The 21,301-nt window shown below is 44.4% G+C and carries 20 protein-coding genes; all 20 read left to right on the forward strand.

What is annotated here, in order from left to right:
• Positions 1-870: type 2 isopentenyl-diphosphate Delta-isomerase (gene fni / locus ACEYCN_RS09915; RefSeq protein ID WP_373714115.1), on the forward strand; the 870-nt coding region annotated here is incomplete at its 5' end.
• A gap of 116 nt (positions 871-986) precedes the next feature.
• Positions 987-1,253, forward strand: a complete 267-nt coding sequence (locus tag ACEYCN_RS09920) for an ACT domain-containing protein (RefSeq protein WP_373714116.1) — start codon at positions 987-989, stop codon at positions 1,251-1,253.
• An 18-nt stretch (positions 1,254-1,271) separates the two neighbouring features.
• Positions 1,272-2,609: a PFL family protein gene (locus ACEYCN_RS09925; protein WP_373714117.1), complete on the forward strand. Its 1,338-nt coding sequence runs from the start codon at positions 1,272-1,274 to the stop codon at positions 2,607-2,609.
• A gap of 59 nt (positions 2,610-2,668) precedes the next feature.
• Entirely contained in the window at positions 2,669-3,067 is a 399-nt protein-coding gene (locus ACEYCN_RS09930) for a hypothetical protein (protein WP_373714118.1), read from the forward strand.
• Positions 3,068-3,280: 213 nt separating this feature from the next.
• Complete coding sequence (locus ACEYCN_RS09935; RefSeq protein WP_373714119.1) at positions 3,281-3,703, forward strand: hypothetical protein; 423 nt, start codon at positions 3,281-3,283, stop codon at positions 3,701-3,703.
• 200 nt (positions 3,704-3,903) lie between these two features.
• Positions 3,904-4,602 (forward strand): histidine phosphatase family protein, encoded by a 699-nt coding sequence (locus ACEYCN_RS09940; protein WP_373714120.1) that lies wholly within the window; start codon positions 3,904-3,906, stop codon positions 4,600-4,602.
• Positions 4,603-4,973: 371 nt separating this feature from the next.
• Complete coding sequence (locus ACEYCN_RS09945; RefSeq protein ID WP_373714143.1) at positions 4,974-5,669, forward strand: polyphosphate polymerase domain-containing protein; 696 nt, start codon at positions 4,974-4,976, stop codon at positions 5,667-5,669.
• A 21-nt stretch (positions 5,670-5,690) separates the two neighbouring features.
• Positions 5,691-6,368 (forward strand): DUF4956 domain-containing protein, encoded by a 678-nt coding sequence (locus ACEYCN_RS09950; RefSeq protein ID WP_373714121.1) that lies wholly within the window; start codon positions 5,691-5,693, stop codon positions 6,366-6,368.
• A 6-nt stretch (positions 6,369-6,374) separates the two neighbouring features.
• Entirely contained in the window at positions 6,375-7,814 is a 1,440-nt protein-coding gene (locus ACEYCN_RS09955) for a CotH kinase family protein (protein WP_373714122.1), read from the forward strand.
• A 9-nt stretch (positions 7,815-7,823) separates the two neighbouring features.
• A complete protein-coding gene (locus ACEYCN_RS09960) occupies positions 7,824-9,944 on the forward strand; it encodes a hypothetical protein (RefSeq protein WP_373714123.1) in 2,121 nt (706 codons plus the stop codon).
• Between the two features lie 152 nt (positions 9,945-10,096).
• On the forward strand, positions 10,097-11,482 hold the full coding sequence (locus tag ACEYCN_RS09965; protein WP_373714124.1) for a glycosyltransferase: 1,386 nt from the start codon (positions 10,097-10,099) through the stop codon (positions 11,480-11,482).
• Between the two features lie 175 nt (positions 11,483-11,657).
• On the forward strand, positions 11,658-11,981 hold the full coding sequence (locus ACEYCN_RS09970; protein WP_373714125.1) for a PadR family transcriptional regulator: 324 nt from the start codon (positions 11,658-11,660) through the stop codon (positions 11,979-11,981).
• Positions 11,971-12,504: a DUF2812 domain-containing protein gene (locus ACEYCN_RS09975; RefSeq protein ID WP_373714126.1), complete on the forward strand. Its 534-nt coding sequence runs from the start codon at positions 11,971-11,973 to the stop codon at positions 12,502-12,504. Before ACEYCN_RS09970 ends, ACEYCN_RS09975 begins: the two co-directional genes overlap by 11 nt.
• Before the next feature lie 188 nt (positions 12,505-12,692).
• A complete protein-coding gene (gene hrcA, locus ACEYCN_RS09980) occupies positions 12,693-13,727 on the forward strand; it encodes a heat-inducible transcriptional repressor HrcA (RefSeq protein ID WP_373714144.1) in 1,035 nt (344 codons plus the stop codon).
• 24 nt (positions 13,728-13,751) lie between these two features.
• Complete coding sequence (gene grpE, locus ACEYCN_RS09985) at positions 13,752-14,267, forward strand: nucleotide exchange factor GrpE (RefSeq protein WP_373714127.1); 516 nt, start codon at positions 13,752-13,754, stop codon at positions 14,265-14,267.
• A 10-nt stretch (positions 14,268-14,277) separates the two neighbouring features.
• Positions 14,278-14,928 carry a nitroreductase gene (locus ACEYCN_RS09990; protein ID WP_373714128.1) on the forward strand — a complete coding sequence of 217 codons (651 nt, stop codon included), beginning with the start codon at positions 14,278-14,280 and terminating at the stop codon, positions 14,926-14,928.
• A 245-nt stretch (positions 14,929-15,173) separates the two neighbouring features.
• Positions 15,174-17,000 (forward strand): molecular chaperone DnaK, encoded by a 1,827-nt coding sequence (dnaK, locus tag ACEYCN_RS09995; RefSeq protein WP_373714129.1) that lies wholly within the window; start codon positions 15,174-15,176, stop codon positions 16,998-17,000.
• A 452-nt stretch (positions 17,001-17,452) separates the two neighbouring features.
• On the forward strand, positions 17,453-18,583 hold the full coding sequence (gene dnaJ, locus ACEYCN_RS10000) for a molecular chaperone DnaJ (protein WP_373714130.1): 1,131 nt from the start codon (positions 17,453-17,455) through the stop codon (positions 18,581-18,583).
• Positions 18,584-18,830: 247 nt separating this feature from the next.
• On the forward strand, positions 18,831-20,288 hold the full coding sequence (locus ACEYCN_RS10005; RefSeq protein WP_373714131.1) for an amidase: 1,458 nt from the start codon (positions 18,831-18,833) through the stop codon (positions 20,286-20,288).
• A 128-nt stretch (positions 20,289-20,416) separates the two neighbouring features.
• Complete coding sequence (locus ACEYCN_RS10010) at positions 20,417-21,286, forward strand: transporter substrate-binding domain-containing protein (protein WP_373714132.1); 870 nt, start codon at positions 20,417-20,419, stop codon at positions 21,284-21,286.
• Positions 21,287-21,301: the final 15 nt, after the last annotated feature.

A 21,301-nucleotide genomic window follows, 5' to 3' on the forward strand; every position in this document is an offset into this window, starting at 1 on the left:
ACAGGCCGTATCAACCGTGTCTTGGGAATTTTGGGATTTTTGGCTAAGATTCCCGTGGCTTCTGGCTCAGTCAGCGCGGCCATCAAGGACCCTTCTGTTGCCGAAACTTTTTCGGTCATCCGCCGGGAGAATCCTAAGGGAATCGTTTTTGCCAACCTAGGAGCCCATCATGACGTGGAAAATGCCAAACGGGCAGTGGACCTCCTGGAAGCCAATGCCCTGCAAATCCATGTTAATGCTCCTCAGGAGATACTCATGCCTGAGGGAGACCGTGATTTCAGTAACTGGCTGACCAATATTGAGACCCTGGTTCGGGAGATGGAAGTGCCTGTTATTGTCAAGGAAGTGGGATTTGGCATGAGCCGAGAGACCGTCAAGCAGCTGGCCTCGGTTGGGGTTAAAACAGTCGATATTTCAGGAACTGGTGGGACTGACTTTGCCAAAATTGAGGATAATCGCCGAGCGTACGACCGCTATCCTTATATGCATGGTTGGGGCCAATCAACAGTTGTTTCGTTAGCAGAGGCCATGTCCCTGCCTGGGGAGGAGCGGCCTGAAATTATCGCCTCTGGTGGCATTAAAAATCCGTTGGATATTGTCAAGTCTCTCTCTATGGGAGCTAAGCTGGTTGGTATGTCCAATCATTTCTTGCAAATGGCCCGCAATGACAAGGGGATCGAAGATGCCTTGATGAACATTCGCATCATGGAAGAGCAAACTAAGAGGATCATGACCATGCTAGGGGCTAAGAACCTAACGGAATTACAGCAGAAGGACCTATTTCTCGCTCCAGCTGTTCAAAATTGGTGCCATGCCCGTGGTATTGACTGGCAAGTCTATGCCAATCGGTCGCAAAAAGCTGGTTTCTAGTATCCAAGTGAGATTAAATATTCGTAAAAAGCCTGTTAAGGGCTTTTAATATTGATAAAATCTTTAGTTTTAGATCTATTTGTGATAAAATGGTAGAAAATTAAAGGAGGCTTGAAATGAAAGCAATTGTGACAGTAGTAGGAAAAGACAGTAAGGGAATTGTGGCAGGTGTAGCTGGTAAAATTGCAGAGTTAGGTCTCAATATTGATGATATTTCTCAAACAGTTTTGGATGAATTTTTCACCATGATGGCGGTAGTGTCTTCGGATGAAAAGAAGGATTTTACAGCACTACGTTCTGAACTGGAGGCCTATGGAGAGTCCTTGCAGGTCAAAATTAACATTCAAAGTGCAGCTATTTTTGACGCTATGCACAACTTGTAAGATAGGGGATTATGAAAAATGGATATTAGACAGGTTACTGAAACCATTGAAATGATTGAGGAGCAGAATTTCGATATTCGGACCATTACTATGGGTATCTCTCTCCTGGATTGTATTGATACCGACATCGACCGAGTGGCTGAAAAAGTCTACAATAAGATTGTGGCCAAGGCTGGCAAGCTGGTGGCTGTTGGGGATGAAATCGCAGCCGAACTCGGGATTCCCATCGTCAACAAGCGTGTATCAGTGACACCCATTTCTTTGATTGGGGCAGCGACTGATGCCACGGATTATGTTCCTATTGCCAAGGCCTTGGACAAGGCAGCCCATGAAATCGGGGTTGATTTTATCGGTGGTTATTCTGCCCTGGTGCAAAAGGGCTACCAAAAAGGGGATGAAATCCTCATTAATTCCATCCCTCGTGCCCTGGCTGAAACCTCCAAGGTTTGTTCTTCAGTCAATATCGGTTCCACCAAGACAGGTATCAATATGACAGCTGTTCGAGATATGGGGCGGATTATCAAAGAAACATCGGATGCTTCTGATATGGGGCCAGCCAAGTTGGTTGTCTTTGCTAATGCGGTCGAGGACAATCCTTTTATGGCCGGCGCTTTCCATGGTGTGGGTGAAGCGGATGTGGTTATCAATGTCGGGGTCTCTGGTCCTGGTGTGGTTAAGCGGGCCTTGGAAAAAGTTCGCGGAGCCAGCTTTGATGTGGTAGCAGAAACCGTCAAGAAAACAGCCTTTAAAATTACCCGTATCGGTCAGTTGGTCGGCACTCTGGCCTCTGAGCGTCTGGGAGTGAAGTTTGGGATTGTGGATTTATCTTTAGCTCCAACGCCAGCTGTTGGGGACTCTGTAGCCCGCGTGTTGGAGGAAATGGGGTTGGAAACAGTCGGCACCCATGGGACCACAGCTGCTCTAGCCTTGCTCAATGATGCAGTTAAAAAAGGTGGTGTAATGGCTTGTAATCAAGTCGGTGGTCTTTCAGGTGCCTTTATCCCTGTTTCTGAAGATGAGGGCATGATCGCGGCAGTCCAAAGCGGCTCCCTCAATCTGGAAAAACTAGAAGCCATGACTGCCATCTGCTCGGTTGGTCTGGATATGATTGCCATCCCAGAAGATACCCCTTATGAAACCATCGCAGCTATGATTGCGGACGAAGCAGCCATCGGGGTCATCAATCAGAAAACCACTGCCGTTCGGATTATTCCAAAGGGTAAAGAAGGCGATATGATTGAATTTGGCGGTCTTTTGGGAACTGCTCCAGTCATGAAGGTCAATAAGGCCTCATCAGTTGACTTTATCAATCGTGGCGGACAGATTCCTGCGCCAATTCATAGTTTTAAGAACTAAAATAAAGTGTATATTGAAAGGGTGACCTGACACTTCGTCATACAAAAAGGGGGAGAGGGATGATAAAGTGGGGCGTTAGATTGTTGATGGTGACAGTCCTGCTGTTTTTGGTTTGTGTGATTCTATTTTCTCAATCCACGGAGAGCTGGTTCTTCTTACTTACTCCATTTGCAGTAATTGGTTTTACATGTGTTAATCTTTTGGTTGCAGGGGCGATTGAACACATATCTGATTCTCGAAAGCCCTATCGTGTGTTTGCTCTGACAGTGTGTGCAGTCTGCGTCTCTACCATCATCCTCATCATTTTCTTGGTTTCATCAAGGGAGAATAGTGCGGAAAGTTTCATTTTGTTTTTTCTCGTCTGGGGGATAATTGCAGAAATACTATTCATTCATCTGATGCTTTTACTTGCTGCATGGGTCCATTATCTTAACTATGGGAAAACGCAGTTGAAGTAGGGCATCAAAAATGAAAGGGTATCAAGTAGCTTGAAAGAAGGTATTCGTCTATCCGACTGGGAAAGTTTTGTTGTTAAGTGCTAGTAAAGTAATAAAGTTGAGAAGTTACTTTTTTCTTAAAGTCAATCAGGCTTCTTCCGCTGACTTTATCAACCGTGGCGGACAGATTCCTGCGCCAATTCATAGTTTCAAGAACTAAAAGAGAGGAAGCATATGCTGAAATGGGGACTACGGCTATTAGCGATTTTTGCAGTCTTATTAGGAATTTTTATGGTCGTTCAGGATGTGTCACATCTTGCAGTTTATATCCTCTTTTATGCCCTGATTTTTAATGGATTATTGGGTTTCAACTTGCTTCTGGCAGGATTGGTGCAACGTTTTGTTACCCCGAAACACCCTTATTTTTTATTTACGGGAACGGTTGTTATAGTGTGGTTTGGTCTTTGTTGCTATGGCTACTATGATATGACGCATGATACCAGTAGTTCCTTTCCTGGTTTACTGGGTTTACTTATCATCGGTCTCTCTACTATTTTCCATTTTGTTTTTATTGTGGGAGCAGGGATTAGTTATTTGGCCTTTAGCCGGAAAAAGATGGTGCATGATTCCGATAAGGATTCCCTATTTAGAAATTAGAAAAGTGGAAAGAGGGTAAGCTTGGGAGCTTTATGGTTATGGCGGTGCTACTACTTTTGTTTGTGCGGTCTGATCTTTCCTATCTCATAAAAATTTGCTCCTCCATGTTCGGTAATTTAAAAATCTATTCACGAACGTTCGCCTTGGCGAGCGTTTTTTACTTTTTATTGGTATAATAGAACTATATAGGAGGAAAAAAGATGACAGAAACAAGACTCTATATTTCGCGTCACGGTAAGACCATGTTCAATACCATCGGTCGCATTCAGGGCTGGGCAGATACGCCCCTGACCAAGGTTGGAGAAGAAGGGATTCGCGAACTGGGCCTGGGGCTCAAGGATGCGGGTCTGGACTTCCAATTAGCAGTTTCCAGTGACTTGGGACGGACAGTACAGACCATTACCATTGCCCAGAGAGAACTGGGGATCTTAGGGAAAATACCTTATTACCAGGATAAGCGGATTCGGGAGTGGTGTTTCGGTAGCTTTGAGGGCATGTACGATGCAGACCTCTTTAGCGGCGTCTTGCCTCGTATCAGCGGCATCGTTGATGCCTCAACCATGTCTTTTGAGGAAATTGCCAATGGCATTGTCCAAGCGGATACAGCCAACTGGGCAGAGAGCTGGGAGGTCCTGAGTGGCCGAATCTTAGATGGTTTTTCCTCCATTGCCCGAAAAATTGAACGTCAGGGCGGGGGAAATGCTCTGGTGGTCAGCCATGGCATGACCATTGCGACTTTGGTCGATTTGCTGGCCCCTGAGGATCAAAAACGCCTAGTCTTAGACAATGGCAGTGTCACCGTCATCAAATATGAAGATGGCAAGATGACCGTTGAATCCGTTGGGGATATGTCCTATCGCCAACGTGGAGCAGAGTTGATTCGTGAAAATTCTTTTTGATACCAATCTTTCAGTGAGCTAGAGGAACTGTTTTGGTTTCTTGGACCTAGGTACTTATGGTTATTTTAAGAAGATGCTTCTTAGATAAAATGGCAGTCCATCTATTGCACAATAAGCTGGCTGTCTTTGTTCTTCAGGTAGCTTCAATCTGAGAATATAAAAAATAAATCCAATTGGTGAAACAATGTGACTTCACAGATTTAGTATAAAAGCTTGCCAATCTATATAAGTTGTGCTACAATAAGCATGTGAATTGAAAATTAGCTTGCTATTATTATGTTACTGATTTTTGTAATATGATGATAGCCTTTTTCATGTATAAAGCAAGTAAAGGAGTAGCATATCAACAATCTGAACAAGGGGGGAATAGTTTGAAGGAAGTATTACGTCAAGAAAAAAAGTACCTCATTACCATAGAGGATTATTATCGCTTGTCTGCAAAATTAGAGAAAGTTTTGCATTTGGATGGTCACAGTTCGGGGGATGGTTATCAAATTCGTTCTCTCTACTTTGATTCATTAGATGATATTGATTGGCAGGAAAAAGAAGAAGGATTGGAACTGAGAAAGAAAATCCGACTGAGAAATTATGGCAGTGATAGTGCCTTTGCCAAGCTTGAAATGAAACAAAAGCAGGGGTCAAATCAGAAGAAACGATCCCTCTCTCTCAAAAAAGAGGATGCTTTGGCCTTGGTCAACGGAAATTATTCTGTGCTTTTGGAACAGCAGAGTGACTTTGCCTTAGAATGTTTTTACAAAATGAGTCAGTATTGTTATCGACCAAAAACCATCATCGAATATACCAGAAAGGCTTTTGTGGCTGAAGAAAATAATATTCGGATCACCTTTGATCACCATATTATTGGAACGGAGTCTAGCTATAATATTTTTGCGAACGATCTGCTCCAATATCATTTACTGGACCCTGCACTTGTCATATTAGAAGTCAAGTATAATGGTTTTTTGTTATCTTACATTAAGGATTTGTTAGATGAAGTAGATGGAAGTGAGCTTAGTGCCAGCAAATACTGCATGGGCCGGATGATCAGTAAACATTATCGATTTTAAAATAGTAGAAAAGAGAAGATTATGAAAGATTTATTGAAAAATATTTTAGAACAAAATGGAAGTTTGACCCTTCAAGAGATGGTCATGCATATTATCGCTGCGACTATTTTAGGTTGTGTCATTTATATTTCTTATGCATATACCCATGCGGGGACTACATACAGTAAGAAATTCAACATCACTCTTTTGACATTGACGGTCCTGACCGCCACTGTTATGACCGTTATCGGAAACAATGTTGCCCTTTCGCTCGGTATGGTCGGTGCCTTGTCCGTTGTTCGTTTCAGAACAGCTGTTAAAGATTCCCGCGATACAACTTATATTTTCTGGACAATTGTTGTCGGAATCTGTTGTGGTGTCGGTGATTACACGGTTGCCACCATTGGTAGTGCGGCCATCTTTCTGTTGCTATTGATTTGGGGAAGGGTTAAAAATGAAAACAGAATGCTCTTGATTGTACGGGCAGAACAAGGATTGGAAATGCCTTTAGAAGGTCTGTTTTTCCGTTATTTTGAAGGAGAAATTGTCCAAAGAGTTAAAAATACCAGCAAAGATACCGTTGAAATGATTTTTGAAGTCAATCGCAAGATTTACGATCGCCACTGTGGGAATAAAGAGAATTTAACGCAGCAAGTTTATCAGTTAGGATCAGTAGAATATTTTAATGTTGTAACCCAAAGCGATGAAATTAATGGGTAAATAGTTATGAAAGTCAGAAGAGTCTATATGTTGACCCTGCTCTTTCTTCTTATGGTCAGTATTCTTTGGCCTGTTGTGAAACCTCAACAAGAGAAGGGTAGGGTCCATCAGCACCTAGAAAATCATGTGGCTGCACCGGACGGAACATCCGAAAAATTGACCACCCATTTGCCGATTATCACGATTGATACAGAAGGGGGGAAGGCCATACCTCAGGAGCGGGGGACTGCTGCTGACAGTACGCGGCAACAATCTGTCCGCAGTCAGATTCAGTTATTTGATGAGGCAAATAAGGTTCATTCCACTGACGATACACCAAGGGCTACTACACTAGCAGAAGTAGCCTATCGGGGAAATTCCTCCCGACATTTTGATAAAAAATCTTTGAAAGTACGATTTATCGATGATAAGGGTGAAGATTCAAAGTTAACCTTGGCGGGGATGGCAGAAGAATCGGAGTGGGTCTTGCATGGTCCGTTTCTGGATAGGACGTTGGTAAGGAATTACTTAGCGTATAATATCTCAGGCGAAATCATGGAATATGCTCCCAATGTTCGCTACTGTGAGTTAGTCTTGAACGGAAAATACCAAGGGCTTTATCTAGCAGTTGAAAGTATTGAGCAAGGACCATATCGTATTGCCATCGATAAGAGCGATCCCAAGTCCACTACAACCCCTTACATTGTGGTATGGGACCGTAGTCATAAGGCTAAGAATGTAGTGAATAACTACGTGCGTTATATTCACCAGTCGGGTATTTCTACCTTGGATATCCGCTATCCAAATATTGAGAAGATAACGGATGCTCAGAAAGATTTTGTCGAAAAAGATATCAGCAAAATCGAGAGAATCCTCTATTCCTATGATTTAAAACAATATGATCAATACCTTGATAAAAACGCTTTTGCGGAATATTTTATCATCAATGAATTCTTTCGGAATGCGGATGCAGGGAAGTTTTCAACCTACTTGTACAAAGATTTGCGGGAGAAGATGAAGCTGGTTGTCTGGGATTTTAACAATGCCTTTGACAATTATAGCGATGTGGAATATGATGCTGCTGGTTTTACCATGCTCGATGTGCCTTGGTTTAGTATGCTGATCAAGGACAGGGAGTTTATTGATTTGGTGGTGAATAAATACCATGAATTGAGAAAGACAACATTAAGTACGGCTTACCTAGAGCAGTATGTTGACGATACGGTCTCTTTTTTAGGGCCAGCTGTCGAACGCAACAATGACAAGTGGGGCTATGTCTTTGACCTATCTAAACCAGATGGAGTGAATTATCTTGTACCGTTTGAACGAAATCAGAAGAGTTACGAGGAATCTGTCGATTCTCTGAAAGATTTCATTGAAGACCGTGGTCGTTGGTTGGATGACCATATTGAGACCTTGTATCAGTATTCCGCCCCTTCTAAAAACACAAATACCTTATTGGAATAGGAGAAAAGCATGAAGAAATATCTCATTATTGTCAGTCTCTTTGTTGTGTTTTTAGGGATTGGTTATTATTTCTATTACTTTGATGGAAGTTTATATGTCCCGCAGAAGGAAGAGAAAAAGGAAGTCCATTATGCCTTTCAAGTTCAGGGTCAAGAACTGATTCAAACCTCTTCAAAGAAAAAGGAACCCTTTATTGTGAAAGGAGTTACCTTGGAAAGTTCGCAAGCGGGCTTTCATCGGCGAGAGTTGTCCATTGATAAGGATACCTATTTGGATTGGATGGGGAAAATGGCAGAGATGGGTGTCAATACCATCCGTGTAAGAGCAGTGATGGATGCAGATTTCTATGAAGCCTTGGCCTATCATAATCTCCACTCATCCGATACCTTATATCTGATGCAAGGTATTGGTATCGACGAGTCTATGGATAATTCGTCAGTGGACGCTTTTGATGAGCTATATCTAGGAGAATGGATACAGAATGCAAAAGTTGCTGTCGATGTTGTTCATGGTAGAAAGCAGATTTGGAATAATCTTGCAGGAAATCAAAATTATCAGCAAGATGTATCGAAATGGGTGTTGTCCTATGTGGTGGGTGATTATTGGAATAGTGGTATGATTGCTTATACCAATCATCAGCAAAGCGGGGCCAGTTATCGTGGAAACTATATCAGTGCTCGTTCCAAGGCCAATCCTTTTGAAGTGATGTTGGCTCAAGTCATGGATGAATTGGTCAGCTATGAAACGGATAAATATGACTGGCAACATCTGGTAACCTTTGCCAACTCACCATCCACGGATCCTTTTCTGTATCGAGAACCATTTGCAGCCCAAGCTCCGAAGTACAGTCAATTGGATATCAGCCATTTTGAATCTCATAATCGTTTTCAAACAGGCCTCTTTGCCTCTTATCAGTTATTGGATTACCACCCAAAACTGATGGATTATATCTTAGCAGATGGAACAGATTTGGATCTGAAAAAATACCAGAAACTGAATTATCCCGCCAATTATATTAGCATGTTGACGGCCTATCACAAGGAGCCGCTTGTGGTCTTGGGCTATGGCTATTCCACTTCAAGAGGGGTCATCTCGCTTCAGCAAAGAGGAATTGACGGCCCACTGACTGAGAAGGAACAGGGGCAGTTGCTAGTAAAGGATTACAAGGCTTTTATTGATTCTGGTACAATGGGGGCAGTCATTAGTTCCTGGCAAGATGATTGGAGTGCTCGTGCATGGAATACCTCTTTCTCAACAAATCGCCATACGAATTTCCTTTGGGGAAATGTTCAAGACTATGATTCTGGCTTTGGACTAGTCGGTTTTCGGAACCAAAAGAAAAATCATCAAATTGATGGGAAGAAAACTGAATGGAGTACAGAAGTCTTATTGAAGGAATCGAATACCTCTCTCCGAGTTGATAGCGATGAAGAATTCTTATATCTCTCCTTGGAAAAGAAAGGCCTTTCACCAGATGATGCCTGGATTTTACCCTTGGACATTACTGGGAAATCAGGTAGCAAAAGTTGGTCAGAAGGAGGGGTGACCTTCCAAAAACCAGCAGATTTCTTGCTGGTGATAGATGGCAAGGAAAACAGTCGCCTGATGGTACAAGAGCGGTACGATGCGGTACGGGCCAATTATTTAATGCAGACAGCGGGGGAAGATCCTTATATTAAACCGCCTGAAGTGGATTCTCCAAACTTCCATACGGTGAATATGGTCGTCAAACACAACCTTATTTTTGATGATATTGAAAGAACACCGCGGGAAAAAAAATGGAATCCTTTGTATCCTACTGGAAAGCTGCAGTATGGAAACGGGAACCGCTATACGAAAAACTTCAACTCTCAATCAGACATCTTCTTCGGAAAAGATTTTGTTGAAGTGCGCATTCCTTGGCAATTACTGAACTTCTCAAATCCTGCCTTTGGTGCAATCCATGACGACTACTATCAGCACTATGGAGTGGAAGAGATAGAAATCGAACAGATTGCTATCGGTCTGGCAAAGTATGCGAAGGGAGAACATGCAAAGATGATTACTTATCCACTGCCTACTTGGGAAAGGCCAGATGTAGAGGAATTCTATAAAGAATCCTACTATATGCTTAAATATGCTTGGAAGTGAGGGTTTTGGATGATTAAGAATATTCTATATTTTTATATTATTATTTGCTTAGCTGTTTTGATTTTTAATATTTTTTATATTTTCAAGAGAGGTAGACGTGGTGAGTCACCTAATACTGCCAAGAAAGGACAGGATAAATAAGGGAGTTATTTATGAGTATATCAGAATCTGTTCTGGCAATTGTTGAATTTCTTTTCTTTGCCTACCTCCTTATCAATGCTAGTTTTCTTTTGCTCTCAGTTGTAGTCGGTGGTGTGCATCTGCATAGCAAGTATCAACAAGAAGGTCAAGAGGAGCAAGAAGAGAATGAGCCCTCTGTCTCCATCCTTGTTCCGGCCTATAATGAGGAGGTGACGATTGTTTCGTCTATCAATTCTCTGCTGCAACTGGATTATAAAAATTATGAAATTATTGTGTTAGATGACGGTTCAAAAGACAATACTGCTCAACTGGTCCGAGATACCTTTTTGTTGGAGGAATCTGACCGGAAGATTGAATACATTATCCCCTGCAAACCCTATCATCGAGTCTCGCAAAGAGTGGTTGATGGCATTCTAGTAACCTTGATTGAGAAAGAAAATGGTGGCAAGGGAGATGTCTTAAACCTTGGGATTAACGCCGCCCAGTATGATTACTTTTTGTGCTTGGATGCTGATTCTTTGTTGCAGAGCGATTCCCTAAAAAATATTGTACGGCCAGTCCAGAAAGATGCTAGTGTCATCTCGGTCGGCGGCCAAGTTCAAGTTTCGCAAGGGGTAGAGATTACCAATGGAGTTGTTTCTCACTATCAACTTCCTTGGCAATTGGTTCTCTGCTCGCAGGCAATTGAGTATGACTGTTCCTTTCTGGGGTCGCGTATTTTCCTAGACTACATGGATTCTAACCTGATTATTTCAGGAGCTTTTGGTTTGTTTCATAAAAAATATGTTCAGGCTGTGGGAGGCTACGACACGGAAACACTGGGAGAGGATATGGAGCTGGTTATGAAGCTGCATTATTATTGCTGCAATAACAATATTCCATATCGGATCTGTTATGAAACCAGTGCTATCTGTTGGAGTCAGGCTCCAAGTACCTTGACAGATTTACGAAAACAACGGCGCCGTTGGTTTTTGGGGCTGTATCAGTGTTTAAGGAAATATTGGAGAATGCTGACAGGGGTGCGCTTTGGTTTGGTTGGAGCTCTTTCCTATGTTTATTACCTATTTTTTGAACTATTGGCTCCTTTTGTTGAATCCATCGGTTTGCTGATTGTTCTTATTTCTGTTTTTTTGCAACATGCGCAGTTAACCTTCTTTAGTTCATTTTTCCTTTTATATGTCGCTTTTTGCTCGCTCGTTACTGTCACTTCTTTTTTGCAGAGGGCCTATTTCCAAAAACTCTTTATTACACCAGTGGATTTGTGTAAGGTGGCCTATGCCACATTTTTCCGCTACCTGTTTCTGCACTGGATTCTACATTTTGTACGAATTACTAGCTTCATTGGTTACCGCAAGAAGAAGCACGAGTGGGGAGGTATTGTGCGCACCAAGCATTAAGTTAGGATATGCCTTCCAAGTTAATCGAAGGAGTTCCTTGTTCGTGTGGCTTGAAAATCGCAGGAGTAATAGAATAATAAAAGCCAAGAAAAATTTCTTGGTTTTTTTCTTGACAAATACATCGTAGTGCGATATAGTATATATAGAGGTTCGATATATCGAACTTGGAGGTACTATGCAGGAAAAAATAAAACGGGTCTATGTACCCATGACGGAAACGGCATTTTATATTCTCTTTGCCTTGCAGGAGGAGCGGCATGGCTATGACATCACCCAACGAACGAAAGCTATCACGGACGGTCAGGTTATGATTAGCCCTGGAACCATGTACGGAACCCTCTCCAAGATGGAGAAAGATGGTTTGATTGTGTTCGTTAAGGAAGAGGACAAAAGAAAGTTTTACCGCATGACAGATGTGGGGCGCGAAGTCCTGGATACAGAGTTGGCGAGGATTGAACGCCTCTATCGAAATAGTAAGGGAGACAGCTATGGAAACTAAAAAAGAAATGAAATTTTTTACTGTTGTGGATTTTGACCGTGAAGAGGACTATCTTCGCCGGATGCACCAGTCAGGTTGGAAATTATCAAAGGTGACATTCATGACCTATTATTTTGACAAGGCAGAGCCTGAGGATGTGGTTTATAAATTGGACTACCGACGTGATCAAAAGGAGAAGGAAGCATATGTCCGCCTCTTCGCAGACTATGGCTGGGAATATTTGCAAGATGTCAATGGATTTTCCTATTTCCGAAAAACGAGTGCTCAGTTTGAAGAGGGAGAGGCAGAAGAACTCTTCAATGATAGGGAGTCTAAGCTGGCGATGGTGAAAAGAATTGTCGCGACCACTCTAGGCTTACAGGTCTTCGCATTGTTTTTGAATCTTTATAACTTACTCTTGACTGATTGGACATTGCCCTTTGGCCTAGATTGGATCATGTTCACCGTGCTGGTTATCCTAGTAGGCGTCATGGTGTATGTCTGCTCAGGCTACCTACGTTTGCAGAAAAAAATAAAGAACTAGGTCTTTAGACGGATTTTTAGCACTCTTGCACAAAGAGTGCTAATTTTTTCTTGACAAGTAGAAAAATCAAGGTATAATAAGAGTAGGTTTTAGCACTCGGCTAGGTAGAGTGCTAAGGTATCCTGGAGCTAGGGTGCAAATCTAGCCTAGCAGTCAGCATCTTTCGACCAAAGGGGGTGATGGGAATTGTGATAACCCAACGGCAGAACGAGATTTTAAATCTGATTGTGGACTTGTTCACACAGACGCATGAACCAGTTGGTTCCAAGGCTCTTCAGGCCTTGATTGATTCGTCTAGTGCTACCATTCGCAATGATATGGCCAAGCTCGAAAAGCTGGGCTTGTTGGAAAAGGCCCATACCTCCAGTGGTCGGATGCCCAGCCCGGCAGGCTTTCAGTATTTTGTCAAGCATTCGCTCAATCTGGATAGCATCGATGAGCAGGATATTTATCAGGTGGTCAAGGCTTTTGATTTTGAAGCCTTTAAGCTAGAAGATATCTTGCAGAAGGCAGGCCAGATTTTGGCAGACTTGACCGGTTATTCATCCGTGATTTTAGATGTGGAACCGGCCAGGCAAAAATTGACAGCCTTCGACATCGTACAGCTATCTAGCCATGATGCCCTGGCAGTCCTGACCTTGGATGAGTCCAAGCCAGCTACCGTCCAGTTTGCCATTCCCAAAAACTTCTTGGCGCGTGATTTGCTCACGCTCAAGGAAATTGCGGATGAGCGCCTTCTGGGGCGGCCTGTTATGGATATTCATTACAGGTTGAGGACCGAGATTCCGCAGATTGTCCAGAAGTATTTCACGACAACGGACAATGTCCTGAATCTCTTTGACTACATCTTTGAGGTTCTCTTTCAGGAAACCGTCTTCGTGGCTGGCAAGGTCAATTCCCTCGAGTATGCGGATTTCAAGACCTATCAGTTTTTGGATGATGAGCAGGGAGTGGCCCTAGCCTTTCGCCAACATCTGGGAGAAGACCAGATGGCCAGTGTCCAGGTTGCAGACAGCAAGGAAGCAGGTCTGGCCAAGGTGACCGTTTTGACCCATCGGTTCCTGATTCCTTATCGAGGTTTTGGCATTCTGAGTCTGATTGGCCCCATCGATATGGATTACCGCAGAAGTGTCAGCCTGATGAATGTTGTCGGTCGGGTCCTGGCTATGAAGCTGGGCGACTATTACCGCTATCTCAATAGCAACCATTATGAAGTTCATTAAAAAATCTATAAAGAGGTGAAAATCTTGTCTGAAGAAACAAAACAAGAAGAGGTTTTAGAAGAAGTAGAGGCAACCGAAGAAGTGGTTGAAGAAACTCCTGAAAAATCAGAACTAGACCTGGCCAATGAGCGGGCAGAGGATTTTGAAAACAAGTATTTACGAGCTCACGCAGAAATGCAAAACATCCAGCGCCGAGCCAACGAGGAACGCCAGAGTTTGCAGCGCTACCGCTCCCAGGATTTGGCCAAGAAAATCTTGCCGAGTCTGGATAACCTAGAGCGGGCCCTTCAGGTTGAAGGTCTGACAGAGGATGTTAAAAAAGGGATTGAGATGGTTCGTGAGAGCCTGATCCAAGCCCTCAAGGAAGAAGGTGTCGAAGAAGTTGCAGTAGAGAGCTTTGATCCCAACCTTCACATGGCCGTTCAAACTGTCCCAGCGGACGAGGACAACCCAGCAGATACCATTGCCCAGGTCCTCCAAAAGGGCTACAAGTTGCATGAGCGCCTACTGAGACCAGCCATGGTGGTGGTTTATAATTAGGGAGGATTCCATGGATTTTGAAAACATACTAGCCCATCGTAAGTCTATTCGTTCCTTTACTGATCAACCAATTAAACGCTCCGACTTGGATACCATCTTAAAGCAAGCACAGAGAATCCCATCCTGGGTTAATTCTCAACCTTGGAAAGTTTATGTGGCCCAAGGAGAGACTCTCGAGAAGTTGAGAAAAATACATCGTTTAAATAAGGAACAAGAGATTGCTTCAAGTCAAAAATGGCCAACCTTACCAAGAACGGAATGGCTTCAAGAGTCTCAAGAAAACATGGCGAAATGGTCAGAAGATTTTTTAGCCTTACTGGATGGAGATAGGTCGCTTTGGGAAAATGAACGAATCCGTCTTCATAATGCTCAAGCGATAATCTATTTGGCTTTGCCTAAGAATGCGCCAAATTGGTCCATCTATGATTTGGGTGGTTTTGGAACGACTGTGACCCTAGCGGCTAGTAATTTAGGAATTGATAGCTTGGTTGCTTACGAATTTGTCATTGATACCAAAGAAATCCAGGAAATGATGGAAGTGGATAGTCATTATGACATCGTCGTTGGTATTGGCTTGGGCTACAGAGATGAATCGGCGTTAATCAACCAGACGGCTCAAAAACGCAGACCCTTAGTCGATTTTGTCAGTTATAAAGACTAACTGTTTGTCCGAAATGACAGTAAACTAGGCGGTAAGTCAGAAATCTTTGATTTCGTTGACGCCAAGTCCAAATTTTAAGTTGGTAATCTAAAGCAGTCTTTCCCCAGACTGTTTTAGCCCCGCAAGGCTGACTAGAATTTTCATAGCCTATCAGGCGTAGAAAGTTCAGTCAGCTACTGCGAGAATAATATGATAGTAAAAATCAAGCTAACGGCTTGTAAAAATTATATAAAGAGGTAAAAACAATGTCTAAAATTATCGGTATTGACTTAGGTACAACAAACTCAGCAGTTGCAGTTCTTGAGGGAACTGAAAGCAAAATCATCACCAATCCAGAAGGAAACCGCACTACTCCGTCTGTTGTGTCTTTCAAAAATGGTGAAATCATCGTTGGTGACGCGGCAAAACGCCAGGCAGTCACCAATCCTGACACCATCATGTCCATCAAATCCAAAATGGGCACATCTGAAAAAGTTTCAGCTAACGGCAAAGAATACACACCGCAAGAAATTTCAGCCATGATTCTGCAATACTTGAAAGGTTATGCAGAAGACTATCTGGGTGAAAAAGTAACCAAAGCTGTTATCACAGTTCCAGCTTACTTTAACGACGCTCAACGCCAAGCAACCAAGGATGCTGGTAAAATCGCTGGTTTGGAAGTAGAGCGTATCGTCAACGAACCAACTGCAGCAGCTCTTGCCTACGGTTTGGACAAAACAGATAAGGATGAAAAAATCTTGGTATTTGACCTTGGTGGAGGTACCTTCGACGTATCGATCCTTGAACTCGGTGACGGTGTCTTTGATGTATTGGCAACAGCAGGTGACAACAAGCTGGGTGGTGACGACTTTGACCAAAAAATCATCGACTGGTTGGTAGCTGAATTTAAGAAAGAAAATGGCATTGACTTGTCAGCTGACAAGATGGCTCTTCAACGTTTGAAAGATGCAGCTGAAAAGGCCAAGAAAGATTTGTCAGGTGTGACTTCGACTCAAATCAGCCTGCCATTTATCACTGCGGGTGCAGCAGGTCCACTCCACTTGGAAATGAGCTTGTCACGTGCGAAATTTGATGATTTGACCCGTGACTTGGTAGAACGTACAAAAACTCCAGTTCGCCAAGCCCTCTCTGATGCTGGCCTTAGCTTGTCAGAAATTGACGAAGTCATCCTGGTTGGTGGTTCAACTCGTATTCCAGCCGTTGTAGAAGCTGTTAAGGCTGAAACTGGCAAAGAGCCAAACAAATCCGTTAACCCTGACGAAGTGGTTGCCATGGGTGCAGCAATCCAGGGTGGTGTCATCACTGGTGATGTCAAAGACGTTGTCCTTCTTGATGTTACACCATTGTCACTGGGTATTGAAACCATGGGTGGTGTCTTCACCAAACTCATCGACCGCAACACCACTATCCCAACTTCTAAGTCACAAGTCTTCTCAACTGCGGCGGACAACCAGCCAGCTGTTGACATCCACGTGCTTCAAGGTGAACGTCCAATGGCAGCAGACAACAAGACGCTTGGCCGCTTCCAATTGACAGACATCCCTGCGGCACCTCGTGGTATTCCACAAATCGAGGTAACCTTTGACATCGACAAGAACGGTATCGTTTCTGTAAAAGCCAAGGATTTGGGTACCCAAAAAGAACAGCATATTGTCATCCAATCCAACTCAGGCTTGACAGATGAAGAAATTGATCGCATGATGAAAGATGCTGAAGCCAACGCTGAAGCAGACGCAAAACGCAAGGAAGAAGTAGACCTTCGCAACAATGTGGACCAAGCCATCTTTGCGACTGAGAAAACCATCAAGGAAACAGAGGGCAAAGGTTTTGATGCAGAACGCGATCAAGCCCAAGCAGCCCTGGATGAGTTGAAAGCCGCTCAAGAAGCTAACAACTTGGACGACATGAAGGCTAAACTGGAAAACCTCAACGAAAAAGCCCAAGCCCTCGCTGTGAAACTCTACGAGCAAGCCGCTGCAGCCCAACAAGCCCAAGCAGGAGCGGAAGGCGCAAGCCAAGCCAACCCAAGCGGCGACGATGATGTGGTGGATGGGGAATTCACGGAGAAGTAAAAACGTTTGGGGAGTGAAAGAGTCTGGGAATAGACTCTTTCAGCTAGCCTGCGAGCCAGAAATGAGAAACGAACAGTTGGTCCAGTGGGCAATGTTATCCCGTGAGCCTGAAAACTAGAAGCGAACGGTTAAGGTTCTTAGCTCGAACTCAATTTTCTCTCTCCAGAGAATAGAAATCAAAAATTTATTTTTAGTAAGTCAAGATTCCAATCACAGAGGTTGCAACCCAGCCTCTGTTTTTGGGTAAATACCCTTCTAATTCTTACAGAAAGGAAAGTGTTCGTAATCGAACACGGGCTACTTTCAACATTTCAAAGAAAGGAATACAAGTTCGGCTACTCGAACACAGGCTAAAAACCTAGTGAAAATGATAAACTTCCTGGTGTGCTGTACACACTGCGTCAGTTTCCTATTTTCATACGGTTTTCTTAACGCCTTTTGTATCATAAATTATGAACAATACAGAATATTACGATCGTCTGGGAGTTTCAAAGAATGCTTCCCAGGACGAGATCAAGAAGGCTTATCGGAAGCTGTCCAAGAAATACCATCCAGATATCAACAAGGAGGCGGATGCTGAGCAAAAATACAAGGATGTTCAGGAAGCCTATGAGACCTTGAGTGATGAGCAAAAGCGGGCTGCCTATGATCAGTATGGACCGGCTGGGGCCAATGCTGGCTTTGGCGGTGGCGGCTTCTCTGGTTTTGATGGTGGTGGTTTTGGCGGCTTTGAGGATATTTTCTCTAGTTTCTTTGGCGGTGGCGGTGCCCAACGCAACCCAAATGCGCCACGCCAGGGGGACGATTTGCAGTACCGGGTGCAGCTCAAGTTTGAAGAGGCCATTTTTGGGGCGGAAAAAGAGGTCAGCTACAAGCGGGAAGCGACCTGTCGTACCTGTACAGGTTCTGGGGCCAAGCCTGGGACCAGTCCTGTTACTTGTAGCCGCTGTCACGGCTCAGGTGTCATCAATGTGGACACTCAAACGCCGCTTGGAACCATGCGCCGTCAAATGACCTGTGATGCCTGTCATGGTCGTGGTCAGCAAATTCCACATCCTTGTGAAACCTGTCGTGGAACAGGCCATGAGAAACGTTCGCATACAGTGACCGTCAAGATTCCTGCTGGTGTTGAAACAGGTCAGCAGATTCGCTTGGCTGGTCAAGGGGAGGCTGGATTCAACGGTGGTCCTTATGGTGACCTCTTTGTCATCATCCAGGTGCAGGCTTCAGATAAGTTTGAGCGTGAAGGCACCACCATCTACTACAAGCTCAACCTCAACTTTGTCCAAGCAGCACTGGGAGATACGGTCCATGTACCGACCGTCCATGGGGATGTTGATTTGGTGATTCCAGAGGGAACCCAGACAGGGCGGAAGTTCCGTCTCAAGGGCAAGGGAGCACCGAGCCTACGGGGTGGTGCAGTCGGTGACCAATACGTGACCGTCAACATCGTCACTCCGACTGGCCTCAACGAACGCCAAAAAGCAGCCCTCAGGGATTTTGCGGCTGCGGGTGACATCAAGGTCAACCCTCAGAAGAAAGGCTTCTTTGATAAGGTCAAGGATGCCTTCGAGGACTTGTAAGATGAGCGAGTTTGGGACAAAATTAGTTCCAAACTCTTTTATACTTGTTTTAGGTACTTATGGCGCAGTGGTTGAGTGGGCTCTAATGCGCTGATAAAACAGCTTTTACAGCCCTACTCAACTGTGCGGAGGTGGGACGACGAAATCGAATTTCTTCGAAATTACCGATTTCTGTCCCACTCTCGTTTTTCTTGCGGAAATTTTTATTTCCATGTTAAGCTAGGGATGCAAAAAAAGGGGGAAATATATGGAATTTCAAGATGCACTGGGCATGGCAAATGCAGTCAAGTCTGGCCAGGTTTCCGCTAAGGAATTAGTAGAGGATGCAATTAAAAAGATTGATGCGCTCAATCCCAGTCTTCGGGCGGTGGTGGACAAGCAATATGAAGAAGCCCTGGCAAGAGCGACTGCTGGTCCTTTTACGGATAAGGTTTTTGGTGGAGTGCCGATTTTGTTAAAGGATTTGGGCCAGCATCAGGCGGGTCACTTGTCCACAGCAGGATCCAGGCATTTTGCCAGCTACCGTCCCAGTCAGACCGATGCCTTTGTCCAGCGTTTGGAGAATCTTGGTTTTATTATCCTGGGTCGGACCAATACGCCTGAATTTGGCTTTAAAAATATCTCAGACAGCAGCCTCCATGGGGCAGTGAATCTGCCCAGAGACCCTCAGCGCAATGCGGGTGGGTCTAGTGGCGGCGCTGCGGCAGCGGTGGCAGCTGGCCTGGTCCCCTTGGCCGCAGCTTCAGATGGGGGTGGCTCCATCCGCATCCCAGCCAGTTTCAATGGTTTAATCGGCCTCAAGCCCAGCCGAGGTCGCATGCCAGTCGGCCCCTCATCCTATCGGGGCTGGCAAGGGGCTTCTGTCCACTTTGCCATCACCAGGTCCATCCGTGATACCCAAGCCCTCCTACAGGGGATGCAGGTCTGTCAACTGGAAAGCCCCTTCCCTCTGCCCACCCTACCCGATGCAGCCCTGTCTGCTGAATTGAAAAGTCCCCTTAAAATCGCCTATTATCTGGGATCTCCCATCGGTAGTCCTGTGTCGGCTGATGCCCAGCAGGCAGTCTTGCAGGTAGTTGAACAGCTGAAAAAAATGGGCCATCACTTGGTGGAATTGCCAGCCTTTCCCATTGACGGCATCGAAGTGGTCCGTTCCTATTACCTGATGAACAGTGTGGAAACGGCCCAGATGTTTGATGAGATTGAAGTCAGTCTGAGTCGATCTATGACCTTAGAGGATATGGAAATCATGACCTGGGCCATCTACCAGTCTGGTCAGACCATTCCAGCCAAACTCTATTCCAAAACCTTGCAGGATTGGGACCAATTTAGTGCCCAGATGGCCGCCTTTCATAGGGAATATGATCTATTGCTGACGCTAACGGTTGCGGATGTGGCGCCTCTTCATGGCCAGTTTGACCTGGATTCGGGCCTCTTAGCGGACTTGGCCAATATGGCGGCCTTCTCTATGCAGGACCAACAGGAGCTGATTTGGCAGATGTTTGCGGATAGTTTGGCTTGGACGCCCTTCACCATCTTTGCGAACTTGACCGGTCAGCCAGCCATCTCTTTACCAACTTACCAAACGGCGGCGGGGCTGTCCATCGGTATTCAACTGTCCGCAGCCAAGGGACGGGAGGACCTCCTTTTGGCTCTTTCCAGGCAGTTGGAAAAGCAGAACTTTTTGAAAATCACTCCTTTGTAAAATTTTCAGTTCAAATAATTGATAAAGATTTCTCCTTATGTTAACCTGTTATTTGTCGTATGGTAACATACTAAAATTGAAAAAGAACGGTGATGCCTAGATGGGTATCATCATCAAAAGGAGATTTTATGTTGAAAAAAGTGTTGGCTTCGGCCCTGGTTCTCTCATCGCTTGCCTTGGCGGCTTGTTCGACAGCGTCCAATTCAAGTGAAGACACGGTAACAGAGTGGGAACGAGTGCAAGAAGCTGGTGTCCTCAAGGTAGCAACGCCAGGAACCCTCTACCCAACCTCTTATTACAATGATAACAAGGAATTGGTTGGTTATGAAATTGACATGCTCAAAGAAATTGGTGAGCGCCTGGATCTTGAAATTGAATTCCAAGAAATCGGTGTAGCAGAAGCCTTTACCTCCGTCGATAGCGGAAAAGTGGACATCTCAGTCAATAACCTAGATACAACTGAGGAGCGCTTGGAGAAATACAACATGTCCGTTCCTTACAAGTACTCGATCGGTGGGATGATTGTCCGTGAGGATGGTTCCTCTGGTATCGAGGCAGCAGACCTGTCAGACTGGGAAGGGAAAAAGGCCGGTGGCGGTGCTGGAACCCAGTACATGAAAATCGCAGAAAAATTGGGAGCTGAACCAGTCATCTATGACAATGTGACCAACGATGTTTACCTGCGTGATGTGTCAACTGGCCGGACGGACTTCATTCCAAATGACTACTACACTCAGGTCATCGCCATCAAGTTCATCACTGCTCAATATCCAGATATCAAGGTGAAAATGGGTACTGCCAAATACAACCCAACCGAGCAAGCCATTGTCATGAGCAAAAAAGATGATACACTCAAGAAGAAATTGGACCAAGTCATTGAAGAAATGAAAGAAGATGGCACCCTCAAGGCCATCTCTGAAAAATACTATGCAGGTCAAGATTTGACCGTTCCAGAAGAAGGTGTTGAAGACCTGCCAGTCATTGACACTTCCAACTAAGAAGATGGAGTCTGA

It is taken from the genome of Streptococcus sp., assembly GCF_041802885.1.
In the GTDB taxonomy this organism is placed as follows: domain Bacteria; phylum Bacillota; class Bacilli; order Lactobacillales; family Streptococcaceae; genus Streptococcus.